The organism is Polaromonas sp. P1_E3 (assembly GCF_056405935.1).
The window spans coordinates 1-16,369 of record NZ_JBFUBD010000053.1; the positions used below are offsets into that span (position 1 = coordinate 1).

Genomic DNA, 16,369 nt, shown 5'->3' on the forward strand with positions numbered 1-16,369 from the left:
CTTAAAACTCTCTAAAAAAGAAGGGTTCCAGAAGCGAAAAAGCCGCCTTGAAACCAGGGCGGCTTGTTCTTTTGGCGCAGTTGCGAAGGTCAACAGCATGAGTTCATTATGCACAACTCGCGTGACAGGGCAATCCTTTGCAATCCTTTGTTGCTAACTGGCGTCAAGGCTGCTCAGGCGGCCTTTTTGAGGGCCTTGACGGCCTTGAGCACGTCGTCCACATGGCCGGGCACTTTCAGGCCGCGCCACTCTTCTTTCAGCTGGCCGTCGGCGCCCACCAGGAAGGTGCTGCGCTCGATGCCTTTAACCTTTTTGCCGTACATGATCTTGTTTTTGACCACGCCAAACATGTGGCACATTTTTTCTTCGGTGTCAGCGATGAGTTCGAACGGGAGCTCCAGCTTGGACTTGAACTCATCATGCGATTTCATGTTGTCGCGGGATACGCCGAACACGGTCGCACCGGCCTTGACGAAATCCTTGTAGCGGTCACGGAACTGCATGGCCTCCGTGGTGCAGCCTGGCGTGTTGTCCTTGGGGTAGAAGTACAGCACAACGACTTTGCCGACGTGGGAAGTGTTGGAAACCTTGATGCCGCTCGTGGCGATCGCTTCAAATTCGGGGAGTGGTTTATTGACGACGACTGCCATACTGAGTAGACCCTGACGAAAGTAGTTGTAATTAGCCGCGCCTTTGGGCAACCGGCCCGGGACGCGAGTCCTGGATGTGGTGCCAAGTGCAACCCTAGATTTTACCCTGAAAGAGAGGGCATTTCAGCCTTCTGTTTCTTCTGTTTCAATCAGCAGGGCGGCAATCACTTGCCGGCCTTCTCCGGCGAGGATGTTGTAGGTCCGGCAGGCCGCCAACGTGTCCATGGTCTCAATGCCGATGCGGCGTTCCATCAGGCCGCGCAAAAAGGCTGGAGGCGGAAAGCGCAGCCGGGAGCCGCTGCCGAAAATTACGAGTTCGGGCTGCGTCTCGGCCAGGAGGGCGAAATGCTCTGCCGTAAGTTGATCAAAACGCGTGCAGTTCCAGTCAAACTTCTCGCCCCTTGAGCCAATCACGATGCTGTGTTCGATTTTCTCGGCGACACCGTTGGTTCCCAAGCCGACCCAGCCGGGGCCATAGCCCAGGATGGACTGCACATCGAGACGGTCTGGCTGGAGTTTCATGCGGCGATTATTTAAGCGGTTTTTGATGGCGTGGAGCGCGCCGGTTCACAGGGGGCGGTTGCCGGTTTTTGCAGGCAAAACCCCTCTTTTATGTGGTCAAATTATAGATTCCGCCTGAATTTCCTGCCTTGACGCTGATGCTTCTTCCCCGTTGCCAGCATGGTGGGCGCCAGGGCCCTGCCCACATACCTCTTGAAACCGCATGAAACCGATCACGAAATCTGCCAAGCTGGCCAATGTCCTTTATGACATCCGCGGCCCGATCATGGATGCCGCCAAGCAGATGGAGGAAGAGGGCCAGAAGCTCATCAAGCTCAATATCGGCAATCTCGCGGTGTTTGGTTTTGACGCCCCGGAAGAAGTCCAGCAGGACATGATCCGTAACCTGCCTGCCTCGGCGGGCTATTCGGACAGCAAAGGCATTTTTGCCGCACGCAAAGCCGTGATGCATGAAACCCAGAAGCAGGGCATCAAGGGCGTAACGCTCGACGACATCTACCTCGGCAACGGCGCGAGCGAGCTGATTTCCATGGCCACCAACGCCTTGCTCGACGACGGCGATGAATTGCTGCTTCCCGCGCCCGACTATCCGTTGTGGACAGCTTCCACCAGCCTCTCGGGCGGCACGCCAGTGCATTACCTGTGTGACGAAAGCAATGGCTGGATGCCCAACCTGGACGATATCCGTGCCCGGATCACGCCAAAGACCAAAGCCATTGCGGTCATCAACCCCAACAACCCTACGGGCGCGCTGTATTCCGACGACCTCCTCAAGGGCATCGTCGCCATCGCGCGCGAGCACGGCCTGGTCATCCTCGCGGACGAGGTGTATGACAAGGTGCTGTACGACGATGTGAAGCACACGGCCATCGCCAGCCTTTCGACCGACGTGCTGACGCTGACCTTCAATTCGCTCTCCAAAAGCTACCGCTCCTGCGGTTACCGCGCCGGCTGGATGGTGGTGTCGGGCCCCAAGAAGCAGGCGCAAGACTACATCGAAGGCCTGAACATGCTGGCCAACATGAAGCTGTGCTCCAACGTGCCTGGCCAATGGGCTATCCAGACSGCGCTGGGCGGCTACCAGAGCATCAACGACCTGACCTGCGAGGGCGGCCGCCTGCGCCGCCAGCGCGACATGGCCTACGAACTGATTACCGCCATACCCGGCGTCACCTGTGTCAAACCCAGCGCTGCGCTCTACATGTTTCCGCGCCTCGACCCCAAGGTCTACCCGATCAAGGACGATCGCCAGTTTTTCCTGGAGCTCCTCAAGGAGACCAAGGTCATGCTGGTGCAGGGCACGGGATTTAACTGGCCCGAGCCGGACCACTTTCGCATCGTCTTCCTGCCGCATGAGGAAGACCTGCGCGAAGCCATTGGCCGCATTGCGAAGTTCCTCGAGAACTACCGCAACAACCGAACTTGACCCTGTACTTGCCCCTTCATTCCCCAGTTCCCTGCGCCATCGAGGCGGCAGGCCTCCACGATCAACTAAAACAAGACCTCAGCGACTATGAAACCGACGAATTTGAGCCCCATCCGCGTAGGCCTCCTGGGCATCGGCACCGTGGGCAGCGGCACCTAMAACGTACTGCGGCGCAACCAGGAAGAAATCCGCCGCCGTGCCGGCCGTGGCATTGAGATCACCATGGTGGCCGACCTCGACGTGGCGCGCGCGAAGGCCGCAGTCGGCCCCGGCGTGCAGGTGGTGGACGATGCCCGCAAGGTCGTGGCCAGCCCCGACGTCGACATCGTGATCGAACTCATAGGCGGCTATGGCATCGCCAAACAGCTGGTGCTTGAAGCCATCGAGGCCGGCAAGCACGTCGTCACCGCCAACAAGGCGCTGCKGGCCGTGCACGGCACCGAGATTTTTGCAGCGGCCCACCGCAAGGGCGTGATGGTCGCGTTTGAAGCGGCGGTGGCCGGCGGCATCCCGATCATCAAGGCCCTGCGCGAAGGCCTCACCRCCAACAGCATCCAGTGGATCGCCGGCATCATCAACGGCACCACCAACTTCATCCTGTCCGAAATGCGCGACAAAGGCCTGGACTTCGACGTCGTGCTCAAAGAAGCGCAGCGCCTGGGCTATGCCGAAGCCGATCCCACCTTTGACATCGAAGGCGTAGATGCCGGCCACAAGGTCACGCTGATGTCGGCGATTGCTTTCGGCATTCCCGTGCAGTTCGACAAAGCGTATGTCGAGGGCATCACGGGCCTCGCCGCACAAGACATCCGTTATGCCGAGCAGCTTGGCTACCGCATCAAGCTGCTGGGCATCACCAAGCGCGCCGCCAACGGCATTGAGCTGCGCGTGCATCCCAGCCTGGTGCCGGCCAAACGTTTGATCGCCAATGTTGAAGGCGCCATGAACGCCGTGGTGGTGCAGGGCGACGCTGTCGGCACCACGCTGTACTACGGCAAGGGCGCGGGCAGCGAGCCCACCGCCAGCGCCGTGATCGCCGACCTGGTGGACATTGCCCGTCTGCACACCGCAGACCCAGAACACCGCGTGCCGCACCTGGCTTTCCAGCCCGACGCGATGAGCGACCTGCCCGTGGTGCCCATGTCCGAAGTCGTCACCAGCTACTACCTGCGCCTCAAAGTCGCAGACCAGGCTGGCGTGCTGGCCAAGGTCACCGGCATCCTGGCTGGCACGGACATCAGCATCGATGCCGTGCTGCAGCGCGAAGCCGATGAAGTGGGCGGCGTGGGTTCCACGCACACCGACCTCATCATCCTCACGCACGAGTGCGTGGAAGCGAAGATGAACGAAGCCCTGGCCCAAATGCAGGCGTTGCCCACGGTGCTCGCGCCCATCACCCGCATCCGCAAGGAGGAGCTGGCCTGATGTTGTACATCTCCACCCGCGGCCATGCAGACCGCAAGCGCTTTTGTGAAATCCTGCTAGAAGGCCTGGCACCCGACGGCGGCCTTTACCTGCCAGAGCAATATCCGCAGGTGGACGCGGCCACGCTGCAGAAGTGGCGCGGCCTGTCGTACGCCGAACTGGCTTTCGAGGTGCTTTCGCTGTACGTCGACGATATTCCGGCGGCTGATCTCAAAACCCTCTGCAACAAAACCTATACCGAAGAAGTGTTTGGCACGAAAGCCATCGTGCCGCTGAAAAAGCTCGAAGACGGCGTTTACCTTGAAGCCCTGTCCAACGGCCCCACGCTGGCCTTCAAGGACATGGCCATGCAGCTGTTGGGTAACCTGTTCGAATATGAACTGGCACGGCGCGGTGAAGAGCTCAACATCCTGGGCGCCACCAGCGGCGACACCGGCAGCGCGGCCGAATACGCCATGCGCGGCAAGAAGGGCGTGCGCGTCTTCATGACATCGCCCAATGGCCGCATGAGCCCTTTTCAGCAGGCCCAGATGTTCAGCCTGCAGGACGAAAATATCCACAACATCRCCATTGACGGCGTGTTCGACGATTGCCAGGACATCGTCAAGGCTGTCTCCAACGACCTGGCCTTCAAGCGCCAATACAAGATCGGCACGGTCAACTCCATCAACTGGGCGCGCCTGATGGCGCAGGTCGTTTATTACTTCGCCGGCTACTTTCAGGCCACGAACGTGGCCCCCACGCTCGGCACTGGCGTGTCCTCGCTGCCCCCCGAGGGGGCTAATTTTCCTAGGGGCGGCCCGTCGGAAAATTCCCAGCTGCAGAAGGTCGACTTCACGGTTCCGTCCGGCAATTTCGGCAATGTCTGCGCCGGCCATGTCGCCCGCATGATGGGCCTGCCCATCGCCAAGCTGGTAGTGGCCACCAACGAAAACGACGTGCTTGACGAGTTCTTCCGCACCGGCGTTTACCGCGTACGCAGCAGCGCCGACACGCACGAAACCTCCAGCCCGTCCATGGACATCTCCAAGGCCTCGAATTTTGAGCGTTTTGTGTTTGACCTGCTGGGCCGCGACGGCGGCAAGACCAGGGCCTTGTTCCATGACCAGCTGGGCAGCCAGGGTTCGTTCGACCTGAGCGGCGAGGCCGCTTTCAAATCGGCCGCGCAGCGCTACGGTTTCGTGAGCGGCAAGAGCACCCACGCCGACCGGCTGGCCACCATCCGCGATACCCACAAGCGTTTCGGCACCATGATCGACACCCACACCGCCGACGGCGTGAAAGTGGCGCGCGAGCAGCTCCAGCCCGGCGTGCCCATGGTCGTGCTGGAAACCGCCTTGCCCATCAAGTTCGCGGCCACCATTGAAGAAGCCTTGGGCCAGTCACCCACCCGGCCCGCGAAGTTCGAAGGCATTGAGGCGCTGCCCAAACGCGTCAAGGTGCTGCCGGCCGATGCGGGCGTGATCAAACGCTACATTGCCGACAATGTGCATTGAATCGGGCCGCAGCCCATATTTGACGCGCGCAAGTAGCTATATTTTTAATAGCAAAGAAGGCGTACTTCTGTTTTCCTTTCTGTGAGAGCGGCATCATGAACGTGGTCGGATTTGCAGGGTATTCGGGGTCGGGCAAGACCACACTGGTCGAAAAGCTGATCCCGGCACTGAAGGCCAGGGGCCTGCGTGTTTCGGTGGTCAAGCATGCCCACCACAAGTTCGACATCGACCACCCGGGCAAGGACACCTTCCGCCACCGTGCGGCCGGAGCCTTTGAAGTTGTGGTGGCTTCGGCCAACCGGCTGGCACTGATGCGCGAATTTGAAAAGCCGTCAGAACTCACGGTGCATCAGTTGATCGCCGAACTTTATGGCGGCGTGGACTGGGTGCTGGTCGAAGGTTTTAAAAGCAGCGACCTGCTCAAGGTGGAAGTCTGGCGCGCTCCTTCGGCAGACTATCCCGGCAAGCCCGCGCTTTATCCGGACGACGACTTCATCGTCGCGGTTGCCACGGATGCGCCCGATCAACTGCCGGCAGCAACCTTGCGCCCGGTGCTGGATTTGGACGACGCCGGCGCCGTGGCAGAGTACCTGGTCAACAATCAGGAACGCTTCGCCTATTCGTTCGAAGACCGTTTCGGTTGAGCATTCGCCGAGGCAGGCCTTTCGTTCCGTTCATGCTTTTGTTCCGGACACCCCGACCATGAGTTCTGTTTCCCCTACGCCCGCTGGGCCTGCGCCACAGCCCGGCCGGACCCCCTTGAAGCCACTGGACCAGGCGCTGGCCGAGTTGCTGGACCGCGCGGCGTTGCTGCCCGGTTTCGAGACCGTTTCCACCTTTGACGCCGACGGCCGCGTGCTGGCCCAGAACCTGGTGTCCAGCCTCGACGTGCCCGCGCATGACAACAGCTCCATGGACGGCTATGCGCTGCGCACCGCCGACTGGGCCGAAGGTGCCGCGCTGCAGGTCAACCAGCGCATTCCGGCCGGCAGCAGCGGCCACCTGCTGGCCCCAGTCTCCGCGGCGCGCATCTTTACCGGCGCACCCATTCCGCCGGGCGCCGATGCCGTGGTGATGCAGGAAGACTGCGAAGTGGTGGACGCCGGCGTGCGCATCAGGGTGCAACCCCAGCCCGGCCAGTGGATCCGCCGTCGCGGTGAAGACGTGGCCTCGGGTGCTGTGGTGCTGCGCCGCGGCGAGCGCCTGACCCCGGCTTCGCTCGGCCTTGCCGCCAGCATCGGCTTCGACAAACTGCAGGTGGCGCCGCGGGTGCGCGTGGCCCTCTTTTCCACCGGCGACGAGCTCGTCATGCCCGGCGAAGTCGCCCCCGCCGACATGAAACCCGGCGCCATCTACAACTCCAACCGTTTCTTTTTGCGCGCGCTGCTGCTGCGCCTGGGCTGCACGGTCACCGACCTGGGCATCGTGCCGGACCGGCTGGACGCCACCATTGCCGCGCTCAAGGGCGCCAGCGAGCAGCACGACCTGATCCTCACCAGCGGTGGCGTGTCGGTGGGCGAAGAAGACCACATCAAGCCCGCGGTGCAGGCACTGGGTGAGCTGGCGCTCTGGCAGATTGCCATGAAACCGGGCAAGCCCTTTGCGTACGGCAAGATTGCCGGCTCCCATTTCATCGGCCTGCCTGGCAATCCCGTCTCCAGCTTCGTGACCTTCCTGGTGCTGGTGCGGCCTTTCCTGCTCAAGCTGCAGGGCGCTGTGCAAACAGCCGCCAGCCCGATTGCGGCGCCGGCCCATTTCAACTGGCCCAAAGCCGACAAGCGCCGCGAGTTCCTGCGCGTCAGGCGCAACGCAGCCGGCGGGCTGGAGCTGTTCGGCAACCAGAGTTCGGGCGTGTTGACCTCGGCAGTCTGGGGTGACGGCGTGATCGACAACCCGGCAGGCCAGACCATCGCGCACGGTGACGTGGTGCAGTTCATCCCGTTTTCGGCATTGATGTCCTAAACATTCCGCAAGGTCCGGCATGAAAATCACCGTCAAATACTTTGCCTCGATTCGCGAAGCCATCGGGCAGGGCAGCGAGGTGCGAGACACCTCCGCCACCACGCTGGCGGGCCTGCGCGACGAACTGCTGGCCGCCACGTCCGCGCATGCTGCAGCGCTTGCGCGCGGCAAGTCCGTACGCATGGCGCTGAACCAGGTCATGAGCGACGAGTCGGCTGTACTCAGTGAGGGCTGCGAAGTCGCCTTCTTTCCGCCCGTCACCGGCGGCTGATCCGCTCACTCACGGGGGTCAAACTACCAGCGCATCCAGCTTCACAAGCTGGTCCACCAAGGCTGCAGACGCGCGCGTCATCGGGCTGCGCAACTCGTCGCGCAGCAAACCCTGGCGCGCCAGCAATGCCTTGAGCGGGCCCGGATTAGGTTCTGCAAACAGGGCTTCGATCAGCGGCGGCAGCGGTTTCCACAAAGTCCCGGCGCCGGCCACGTCGCCCGCTCGAAGGCGCCGGACAACTTCCGCAAATCGCGCCGTATGCAAATGCGCCGCTGCCGCGATGGCGCCCTGGCCGCCAGCCGCCACCGTCGTGAAAATGTTCGCATCCTCGCCCGCCAGCACCTGCAGTTGCCCGTGGGCGATTAACGACCGTGTTTTTGCTGGGTCACCGCCGCAGTCCTTGAGCGCCTGAATGCGTGGGTGCATCGCCAGCGCCCGAATGGTCTCCAGTGCCATCTGGCTGCCCGTGCGGTAGGGAATGTCGTAAAGCACCACCGGCACTGCGCTGGCATCGGCCAGGGTGGTGAACCATTCGATTAAGCCTGCCTGCGAAGGGCGGATATAGCTGGGTGCCGGGAGCAAGATGCCAGCGAGGTTCAGCTGACTTAAGGTGCGGACACGTGCAGCCGTTTTACCCAGGTGGTAGCCGGACAAGCCCATGATCACTGGCAGGCTGGGCGCTTCAGCCATCACGGCCTGCAGTACCGCCAGTTGCTCGTCTTCATCCAGGGCGGCGGCTTCGCCGGTGGAGCCGCAAACCACCAGCCCGGCAATGCCGCTGGCCCGGTAGTGCGCCACCAGGCGCTTCAAGGCCCCGTAGTCGACCTTGTCCTCGTCAAACGGGGTGACGAGCGGGATCCAGAGTCCCGAGAAATCGTAAGTTGCCTGAGCGGGTTGATTTGCCTGAGCGGCCTGGTTGACGTTGAGCGCTGTTTGCATGAATACACATCCTGAAAAACTGACCGGCTTGGAAGGCCGCCATCAGAACAAGAGAAGGTGTGTCCGCAAAAGACTTGGAAAAGTAGCCGGCGGTTCCATCGCTCATTCGACGACGGAACCGCAGCCCCGGTCAAATGAGCAACGGTTTTTTCGATTTGCTGGCGCACGCTTCAAAGCCCCGGGCGCTGTCGGGCGTCCGGTTGGCAAGAAGGTGAATGTGGCCAGTCATCCATCCATATTACTTGACGTGGCGGATTCTGGCACCTGCTTCGGCACTGAACAGGCACCAGCCGGAGCGGCTCAGTGGCAAAATTGCCACTATGACTTCGCCTTCCCCTCGTGTCGTGATCACCACCGATGACTTCAACCTCGCCGATGAGGTCGCCGCACTGCGCGTCGGCGACAAGCGGGTCGGGGCCGTTTGCACTTTCACCGGCACGGTAAGGGACCGCAATGACGGCATGAGCGTCAGCAGCATGGAACTCGAACATTACCCAGGCATGACCGAAAAAGCCATCGAGGGCATGATCGACGAGGCGATGTCGCGCTTCGATATTTTCGGCGCCCGCGTCATCCACCGCGTTGGCCTGCTGCAGCCGCTGGACCAGGTGGTCATGGTGGCCGTTATCTCGGCCCATCGCRGCGAGAGCTTCAAGGCCTGCGAATTCCTGATGGACTACCTGAAAACCCAGGCGCCGTTCTGGAAAAAAGAAGAAACGCCGGAAGGCGCCCGCTGGGTGGACGCCCGGGTCAGCGACGATGCGGCACTGGCGAAATGGGGCATCAGCGCCAGCAACGCCTGAGCCCGCTGCGGGGCTTGACCTGCGTCAAACGCGGCCCAATCGCCTGCTGTGCTTGTGGCTGAATGACTTGAAAAGGGGCGCAAAAGCCCCAAACTCGGCGATAACCGCTCCTTCGTGAGCCCTCGAGCCCCTTTGCGGAGTCAAATTCAATGCGACAAGACAAACTTACGACCAAATTCCAGGAAGCCCTGAGCGACGCGCAATCCCTCGCGCTGGGCAATGACAACGGCTATATCGAACCCGTTCACCTGCTGGCCGCCATGCTGCGCCAGGAGGACGGCCCCCGTGCCCTGCTGGAGAAAGCCGGCGTCAATGTGGGCGGCCTCACGCAGGCGGCCGATGCGGCCGTCAAGAAGCTGCCGCAAGTGGAAGGCCAGGACCAGGTCCAGGTCAGCCCCGATCTCGCCAGGCTGCTGCAGGCCACCGAAAAAGAAGCCATCAAGCGCAACGACCAGTTCATCGCCGGAGAGCTCTTCCTGCTGGCCGTGGCCGACAGCAAGAGCGATGCAGGGCGGCTGGCCAAGGAAAACGGCCTGACCCGCAAGGCGCTGGAAGCGGCGATTGATGCCGTGCGCGGCGGCCAGGGCGTGAACAGCGCCGACGCCGAAGGCCAGCGCGAAGCCCTCAAAAAATACTGCATGGACCTGACCGAACGCGCCCGCCTGGGCAAGCTCGACCCGGTCATCGGCCGCGACGATGAAATCCGCCGCGCCATCCAGGTGCTGCAGCGCCGCACCAAAAACAACCCCGTGCTGATCGGCGAGCCCGGCGTCGGCAAGACCGCGATCGTCGAAGGCCTGGCCCAGCGCATCGTSGCCGGCGAGGTGCCTGAYTCACTCAAGGGCAAGCGCGTGCTGAGCCTGGACATGGCGGCGCTGCTGGCCGGCGCCAAGTTCCGCGGCGAATTTGAGGAGCGCCTGAAAACCGTGCTGAATGAACTGGCCAAGGATGAAGGCCAGACCATCGTCTTCATTGACGAGCTGCACACCATGGTGGGCGCCGGCAAGGCCGAAGGCGCCATGGATGCGGGCAACATGCTCAAGCCCGCGCTGGCGCGCGGCGAACTGCACTGTGTGGGCGCCACTACGCTCGACGAATACCGCAAGTACATTGAAAAAGACGCCGCGCTGGAGCGCCGCTTCCAGAAAATCCTGGTGGGTGAGCCGACCGTGGAGGCCACGATTGCCATCCTGCGTGGCCTGCAGGAAAAGTATGAAGCCCATCACGGCGTGCAGATCACCGACCCGGCCATCGTGGCCGCTGCCGAGCTCAGCCATCGCTACATCACCGACCGGTTCCTGCCTGACAAGGCCATCGACCTGATCGACGAGGCTGCGGCCAAGATCAAGATCGAGATGGATTCCAAGCCGGAGGTCATGGACCGGCTGGACCGCCGCCTGATCCAGCTGCAGATCGAGCGTGAAGCCGTGCGCCGCGAGAAAGACGAGTCCTCGCAAAAACGCTTTGGCCTGATCGAAGAGGAGATTGTCAAGCTGCAAAAGGAAATCTCCGACCTCGACGAAATCTGGCAGGCTGAAAAAGCACAGGCGCTCGGTTCCAAGGACGTGATGGAAGAGATCGACCGCATCCGCTTCCAGATCGAGGAGTTCACCCGCAAGGGCGATTTCAACAAGGTCGCCGAGCTGCAGTACGGCAAGCTGCCCGAGCTTGAAAAACGCCTGAAAGAAGCGCAGGACAGCGAAGCCCACAAAGGCAAGTCCAACGCGCCCACGCTGCTGCGCACCCAGGTCGGCGCGGAAGAAATCGCCGAGGTCGTGGCGCGCGCCACCGGCATTCCCGTCAGCAAGCTGATGCAGGGCGAGCGCGACAAATTGCTGCTCATGGAAGGCAAGCTGCATGAACGCGTGGTCGGTCAGGACGAAGCCATCGGCGCCGTGGCCAATGCCATCCGCCGCTCGCGTTCGGGTTTGTCCGACCCCAATCGACCCACCGGCTCCTTCCTGTTCCTGGGCCCCACCGGTGTGGGCAAGACCGAGCTGTGCAAGGCGCTGGCGGGTTTCCTGTTCGACAGCGAAGACCACCTGGTCCGCATCGACATGAGCGAGTTCATGGAAAAGCATTCGGTGGCCCGCCTGATCGGTGCGCCCCCGGGCTACGTGGGGTATGAGGAAGGCGGCTACCTGACCGAAGCCGTGCGCCGCAAGCCCTACAGCGTGCTGCTGCTCGATGAGGTGGAGAAGGCCCACCCCGATGTCTTCAATGTGCTGCTGCAGGTGCTGGACGACGGCCGCCTGACCGACGGCCAGGGCCGCACCGTGGACTTCAAGAACACCGTGATCGTGATGACCAGCAATATCGGCTCGCCCGTCATCCAGTCGATGGTGGGCCAGCCCTACGAGGACATCAAGGAAGCGGTGGAGGGCGAGCTGAAGAACTACTTCCGGCCCGAGTTCCTGAACCGCATTGACGAGACCGTGGTGTTCCATTCGCTCGACGCGAAAAACATCGAGTCGATTGCCCGCATCCAGCTGCGTACGCTGATCGCGCGTCTGCAGAAAATGGACCTCAACATGGAGGTGTCGGAGGCGGCGATTGCCGAGCTCGCCAAGGTGGGGTTTGACCCTGTGTTTGGCGCGCGTCCGCTCAAGCGGGCCATCCAGCAGCGCATTGAAAACCCGCTATCGAAGCTGTTGCTCGAAGGGCGCTTTCCGCCCAAGAGCACGATACCGGTGGATGTCGACCCGATCCGCGACCCGGGCGTGTTCAAGTTTGAAACGGCGCCACAGTAAACTGCGCTGCAGGCGCTATTGATTTAATAGCTGCTTGCGCCCGTCCCTATTGGGTCTCAGGCTGTTTTGMTGYCTGAAATGTCTCAAAAGGCCCGCTTTCAGTGTGAAAGCGGGCCTTTTGCATTCCTGAAGCACCGGCGCGGTGAAGCGTCAATCGGGGCGCTGCGGTACAGATGCCTGGTGCCTAGCCACCCAGGCCCGCAAAAATGTTTTGCACGTCATCGTTCGCGTCGATAGCGGCCAGGAAGGCTTCCACTTCCTCCAGGTCCGCAGCGCTCAGCGAAGCCGGGTCAATCGGGTTCTTGGCCTTGTAGCCCAGCTTGGCCGACAGCACGCTGAAACCTTGGGCCGGCAATGCGCGGCTCACCAGGTCCAGGTCGGCGGCATCGGTCAGGAACAGGGTGCTGCCTTCTTCTTCGCCGGGCTCAAAGTCCTGGGCGCCCGCTTCAATGGCGGCCAGCTCGGGGTCTGCGCCGGCTGCGGAAGGCTCAGCCTCAATCATGCCTACGTGGTCGAAATCCCAGCTGACGGAGCCGGAGGTGCCCAGCTGCCCTTTGCGAAACAGCACGCGAACTTCGGAGGCGGTGCGGTTCAGGTTGTCGGTCAGGCATTCGACCATGACCGGTACGCGGTGCGGTGCAAAACCCTCGTAGATCACGTGTTCAAAATGCACCGCGTCGCCCGTGAGCCCGGCGCCTTTCTTGATGGCACGCTCCAGTGTCTCCTTGGGCATGGAGACCTTGCGCGCCTGTTCGACCACCAGCCGCAGGCGCGCGTTCAATGACGGGTCAGCGCCGCTGCGCGCGGCCACCATGATTTCCTTGGCCAGTTTCCCAAATACCTTGCCTTTGGCATTTGCCGCCAGTTCCTTGCCTTTTGCTTTCCACTGCGCGCCCATGTTTGATGTTCCTTGGTGTGGCAGGGCGCCCAGTGCGCCCGCTTGATATGAGGTGGCCGCGCGCGATGGGGAAAAGGCGCGGAACCGGGGCTCTGGTTATACACCCATGGCCGGGGTAACCCGCCGGAGGACCTGCTGGCCAGCCGGGCTGGTCGACGATTTTTCAGGCTGCTATGTATTTAATAGCTGCTTGCGCCCGTTTCTATTGGACTTTGGGCGTTTACGTGAATGAGGCGCCAGGCCAGGCTTACTTTCTGCCGTCCCCAGAGATTCAAACCGCCACGCCGGCAGTTTGCAGGAATGCCTGCAAGGCGGCGAAGTCCAGCGGCTTGGTGAGGTGTTCGTCGAACCCGGCCGCGAGGGCGCGTTTTTTGTCCTCGTCCGTGCCGAAGCCGGTGAGGGCCGCGACGGTGACCTGGTCGCCGCCGTGCAGGCCGCGCAGGGCTGTCAGCACCTCGTAGCCGTTCATGCCCGGCATGCCCAGGTCCAGCAAGATGGCTTGCGGCGTCTGCTGGCGAAAAAGCTCCAGCGCGGCGGGGCCGTCGTAGGCCACTTTCACCTGGCAGTCCATCAGCCTGAGAATTTCGGCCAGGCTGTTGGCGGCATCGCGGTTGTCGTCCACCACCAGGATGGGCGCGCCTTGCCCGCCGTCCATGTCGGCGGAGTCGCTGGCTTGCACCTGCGCATTCGGCAGGAAAAACGTGAAGGTGCTGCCACGGCCGGCCCCTTCGCTTTCGGCGTGCAATGCACCGCCGTGCATTTCCACCAGGGAGCGCGCCAGGGTGAGACCGATGCCCAGCCCGCTTTCCCGCGCGGCGGTCTGCGCGTCGCCCTGGGAGAACAGCTCGAAGATCTGGCTGAGCGCCTCGGACGAGAGTCCCAGCCCGTTGTCCTTGACCGAGGTGTACAGCTGAGATCCTTCCTGCCAGACCTTCAGCTCAATCAATCCCGCTTCGGGGGTGTACTTGGCCGCGTTGATCAGCAGGTTTTGCAATACCTGTGCAAGCCGCGTGGCATCTCCTTGCACCAGCATCGACGCTGCCGGGATGTCTGTCGTCAGGCGGTGGCGCCGCGCGTCAAACAACGGGCGCACCGCCTCGATGGAACGGGCCACCACCTGGTTGTAGGAAACCTGCTCCGCCTTGAAGCGGATCTTGCCGGTGGTCAGCCGCCCGACATCCAGCAGGTCGTCGACCAGCCGTGTCATGTGCGAAAGCTGCCGGTCAATCATGTCGCGGCTGCTTCGAACCAGCGGGCTGGGGGAGGGCTCCAGCTGCAGGATGGTGATGGCGTTGCGGATGGGGGCCAGCGGGTTGCGCAGCTCGTGCGCCAGCATGGCAAGGAACTCGCTCATGCGCTTGCTGGATTTTTCCAGCTCGTGCAGGCGTCGCCTTTCGGTCATGTCGCGGGTGACTTTGACAAAGCCGCGCAGTTGCCGGCCCGTGTCATACACCGGGGCGATCACCACATTGGCCCAGAACACCGAGCCATCGCGGCGAACGCGCCAGCCTTCTTCTTCGGCCCGGCCGTGCTCCAGGGCCGCCTTCAGCTCGGCCTGGGGTTTGCCGGCCTCAAGGTCTTCAGGACGGTAAAACAGGCTGAAATGTTTGCCGATGACTTCGCTCGGGCTGTAGCCCTTGATGAGCTGCGCGCCGCTGTTCCAGCTCTCGATCACGCCGTCGGGGCTGAGCATGAAGATCGCGTAGTCCCGCACGCCTTCGATCATGAACCTGAAGCGTTCCTCGCTCTCGCGCAGCGCTTCCTCGTGAGCCCGGCGTTCCGTGAGGTCGCGTGTAACCTTCCCGAAACCGGCGAGTTTTCCGTGTTCGTCCCTGAGCGCGGTAATGACGACATTGGCCCAGAAACGGCTGCCATCCTTGCGTATGCGCCAGCCTTCTTCCTCGAAGCGCCCGTCTCTTTCGGCACGGCGCAACTCCTCGGCGGGCCATCCGGCGGCGACTGCCTCAGGGGGGTAAAAGGTGGAGAAATTGCGGCCGATGATCTCGTCGGCCTGGTATTGCTTGATGCGCTGGGCGCCGATATTCCAGGACATCACGTTGCCCGTGGTGTCGAGCATGAAAATGCCGTAGTCCTGCACCGCATCCACCAGCAGGCGAAAGCGGTCCGTTGTGATCTGTTGCAGGCTGGGAGCTGGCTTGTCGGACATGCCCGCCATGATAGCCAATTTGACCATCCCGGCCTATCGGCCGGGCGCGCATGGCGGCGTCAAGCGCGCGCGGGAATACCCAGGCCCTTGACGACCGCGGGGCGCGCCACAAACGCGTCGAGCACGCGCGTCACGTGGGGGAATTTCTGGATTTCCACCAGGTCGCCGGCGCCATAAAACCCGATCAGGTTGCGTACCCAGCCGAAGGTGGCAATGTCTGCAATGGTGTAGTCGTCCCCCATGATCCAGCTGCGGCCTTCAAGACGCTGGTTCAGCACGCCGAGCAGGCGGCTTGATTCGGCGACATAGCGGTCGCGCGGGCGCTTGTCTTCATAGTCCTTGCCGGCAAACTTGTGGAAGAAGCCGAGCTGGCCAAACATCGGGCCGATGCCACCCATCTGGAACATCAGCCACTGGATGGTTTCGTAGCGGGCCGCGGCATCCGCGGGCAGGAATTTCCCGGTTTTTTCGGCAAGGTAGATCAKGATGGCGCCGGATTCGAACAGGCYCAGCGGTTTGCCGCCGGGACCGTTCGGGTCGAGGATGGCAGGGATCTTGTTGTTCGGGTTCAACGACAAAAAGGCCGGCGACATCTGGTCGTTGCTGCCAAAGTCAACCAGGTGCGGCTCATAGGGCAGGCCGCACTCTTCCAGCATGATCGATACCTTCACGCCGTTGGGCGTGGGCAGCGAATACAGCTGGATGCGGTCAGGGTGCTGGGCCGGCCATTTCTGGGTGATGGGGAAATCGGAGAGGGCGGTGGCGGTGCTTGGGTTTGTGGTTTGGGTCATGGGTCGAAATTCTGTTGTCAAAAGTGAAAATACCGATGGCGCAGCACGCTAGTCCCGCCGGCCAGCGGGGGTATTCAGGCCGCCCGCCAACCACCGGCCGTCTTGCCATTACTTCACCGGAATCACGGTGCCCGCCGGCACCGGAACCGCCGTCACGCTGTTTTGCGGCGAACCCTCAATCACGCGATCTGAATAGGTGAGATAGACAAGGGTGTTGCGTTTGGTGTCCACCATGCGCACCACACGCAGTTTTTTGAAGACCAGTGAAA

Annotated in this window: 15 protein-coding genes; 8 read left to right on the forward strand and 7 right to left on the reverse strand. The window is 62.1% G+C overall.

Annotated elements, in window-relative coordinates; genetic code table 11:
- Positions 1 to 173: 173 nt before the first annotated feature.
- The gene (locus tag AC1D0Z_RS09310) at positions 174 to 650 is read right to left on the reverse strand and encodes a peroxiredoxin (RefSeq protein ID WP_477657965.1); all 477 of its coding nucleotides are present in this window, start codon (positions 648 to 650) and stop codon (positions 174 to 176) included.
- A 123-nt stretch (positions 651 to 773) separates the two neighbouring features.
- Positions 774 to 1,172, reverse strand: a complete 399-nt coding sequence (locus AC1D0Z_RS09315) for an Mth938-like domain-containing protein (protein WP_477657966.1) — start codon at positions 1,170 to 1,172, stop codon at positions 774 to 776.
- A 202-nt stretch (positions 1,173 to 1,374) separates the two neighbouring features.
- Between AC1D0Z_RS09315 and AC1D0Z_RS09320 the strand changes: the two genes are divergently transcribed.
- The 6 genes from AC1D0Z_RS09320 (at position 1,375) to moaD (ending at position 7,752) form a co-directional block, all read left to right on the forward strand.
- Complete coding sequence (locus AC1D0Z_RS09320; RefSeq protein ID WP_477657967.1) at positions 1,375 to 2,598, forward strand: pyridoxal phosphate-dependent aminotransferase; 1,224 nt, start codon at positions 1,375 to 1,377, stop codon at positions 2,596 to 2,598.
- Positions 2,599 to 2,700: 102 nt separating this feature from the next.
- Complete coding sequence (locus tag AC1D0Z_RS09325) at positions 2,701 to 4,023, forward strand: homoserine dehydrogenase (protein WP_477657976.1); 1,323 nt, start codon at positions 2,701 to 2,703, stop codon at positions 4,021 to 4,023.
- Positions 4,023 to 5,519, forward strand: coding sequence for a threonine synthase (locus AC1D0Z_RS09330; RefSeq protein ID WP_477657968.1), 1,497 nt, complete (start codon positions 4,023 to 4,025; stop codon positions 5,517 to 5,519). The genes AC1D0Z_RS09325 and AC1D0Z_RS09330 overlap by 1 nt, the downstream gene beginning before the upstream one ends.
- 95 nt (positions 5,520 to 5,614) lie before the next feature.
- Positions 5,615 to 6,163, forward strand: a complete 549-nt coding sequence (gene mobB, locus AC1D0Z_RS09335) for a molybdopterin-guanine dinucleotide biosynthesis protein B (RefSeq protein WP_477657969.1) — start codon at positions 5,615 to 5,617, stop codon at positions 6,161 to 6,163.
- A 58-nt stretch (positions 6,164 to 6,221) separates the two neighbouring features.
- A complete protein-coding gene (locus tag AC1D0Z_RS09340; RefSeq protein ID WP_477657970.1) occupies positions 6,222 to 7,481 on the forward strand; it encodes a molybdopterin molybdotransferase MoeA in 1,260 nt (419 codons plus the stop codon).
- A 19-nt stretch (positions 7,482 to 7,500) separates the two neighbouring features.
- The gene (gene moaD / locus AC1D0Z_RS09345; RefSeq protein ID WP_431095882.1) at positions 7,501 to 7,752 is read left to right on the forward strand and encodes a molybdopterin converting factor subunit 1; all 252 of its coding nucleotides are present in this window, start codon (positions 7,501 to 7,503) and stop codon (positions 7,750 to 7,752) included.
- Between the two features lie 18 nt (positions 7,753 to 7,770).
- On the opposite strand, the gene dapA is transcribed toward moaD, so the two are convergent.
- A complete protein-coding gene (gene dapA / locus AC1D0Z_RS09350) occupies positions 7,771 to 8,691 on the reverse strand; it encodes a 4-hydroxy-tetrahydrodipicolinate synthase (protein ID WP_477657971.1) in 921 nt (306 codons plus the stop codon).
- Positions 8,692 to 9,011: 320 nt separating this feature from the next.
- On the opposite strand from dapA, the gene AC1D0Z_RS09355 reads away from it, so the two are divergent.
- Together AC1D0Z_RS09355 and clpB are read left to right on the forward strand one after the other, a co-directional pair.
- A complete protein-coding gene (locus tag AC1D0Z_RS09355; protein ID WP_477657972.1) occupies positions 9,012 to 9,494 on the forward strand; it encodes a molybdenum cofactor biosynthesis protein MoaE in 483 nt (160 codons plus the stop codon).
- Between the two features lie 149 nt (positions 9,495 to 9,643).
- Positions 9,644 to 12,244 (forward strand): ATP-dependent chaperone ClpB, encoded by a 2,601-nt coding sequence (gene clpB / locus AC1D0Z_RS09360; protein WP_477657973.1) that lies wholly within the window; start codon positions 9,644 to 9,646, stop codon positions 12,242 to 12,244.
- A 184-nt stretch (positions 12,245 to 12,428) separates the two neighbouring features.
- Here clpB and AC1D0Z_RS09365 read toward each other — a convergent pair whose 3' ends face one another.
- From AC1D0Z_RS09365 to AC1D0Z_RS09380, 4 genes are all read right to left on the reverse strand, one after another.
- The gene (locus AC1D0Z_RS09365; RefSeq protein WP_477657974.1) at positions 12,429 to 13,142 is read right to left on the reverse strand and encodes a YebC/PmpR family DNA-binding transcriptional regulator; all 714 of its coding nucleotides are present in this window, start codon (positions 13,140 to 13,142) and stop codon (positions 12,429 to 12,431) included.
- Positions 13,143 to 13,413: 271 nt separating this feature from the next.
- On the reverse strand, positions 13,414 to 15,309 hold the full coding sequence (locus AC1D0Z_RS09370; RefSeq protein WP_477657977.1) for a PAS domain-containing hybrid sensor histidine kinase/response regulator: 1,896 nt from the start codon (positions 15,307 to 15,309) through the stop codon (positions 13,414 to 13,416).
- Positions 15,310 to 15,368: 59 nt separating this feature from the next.
- A complete protein-coding gene (locus AC1D0Z_RS09375) occupies positions 15,369 to 16,100 on the reverse strand; it encodes a glutathione S-transferase N-terminal domain-containing protein (protein ID WP_477657975.1) in 732 nt (243 codons plus the stop codon).
- 108 nt (positions 16,101 to 16,208) lie between these two features.
- Positions 16,209 to 16,369: CreA family protein (locus AC1D0Z_RS09380; protein WP_477657978.1), on the reverse strand; the 161-nt coding region annotated here is incomplete at its 5' end.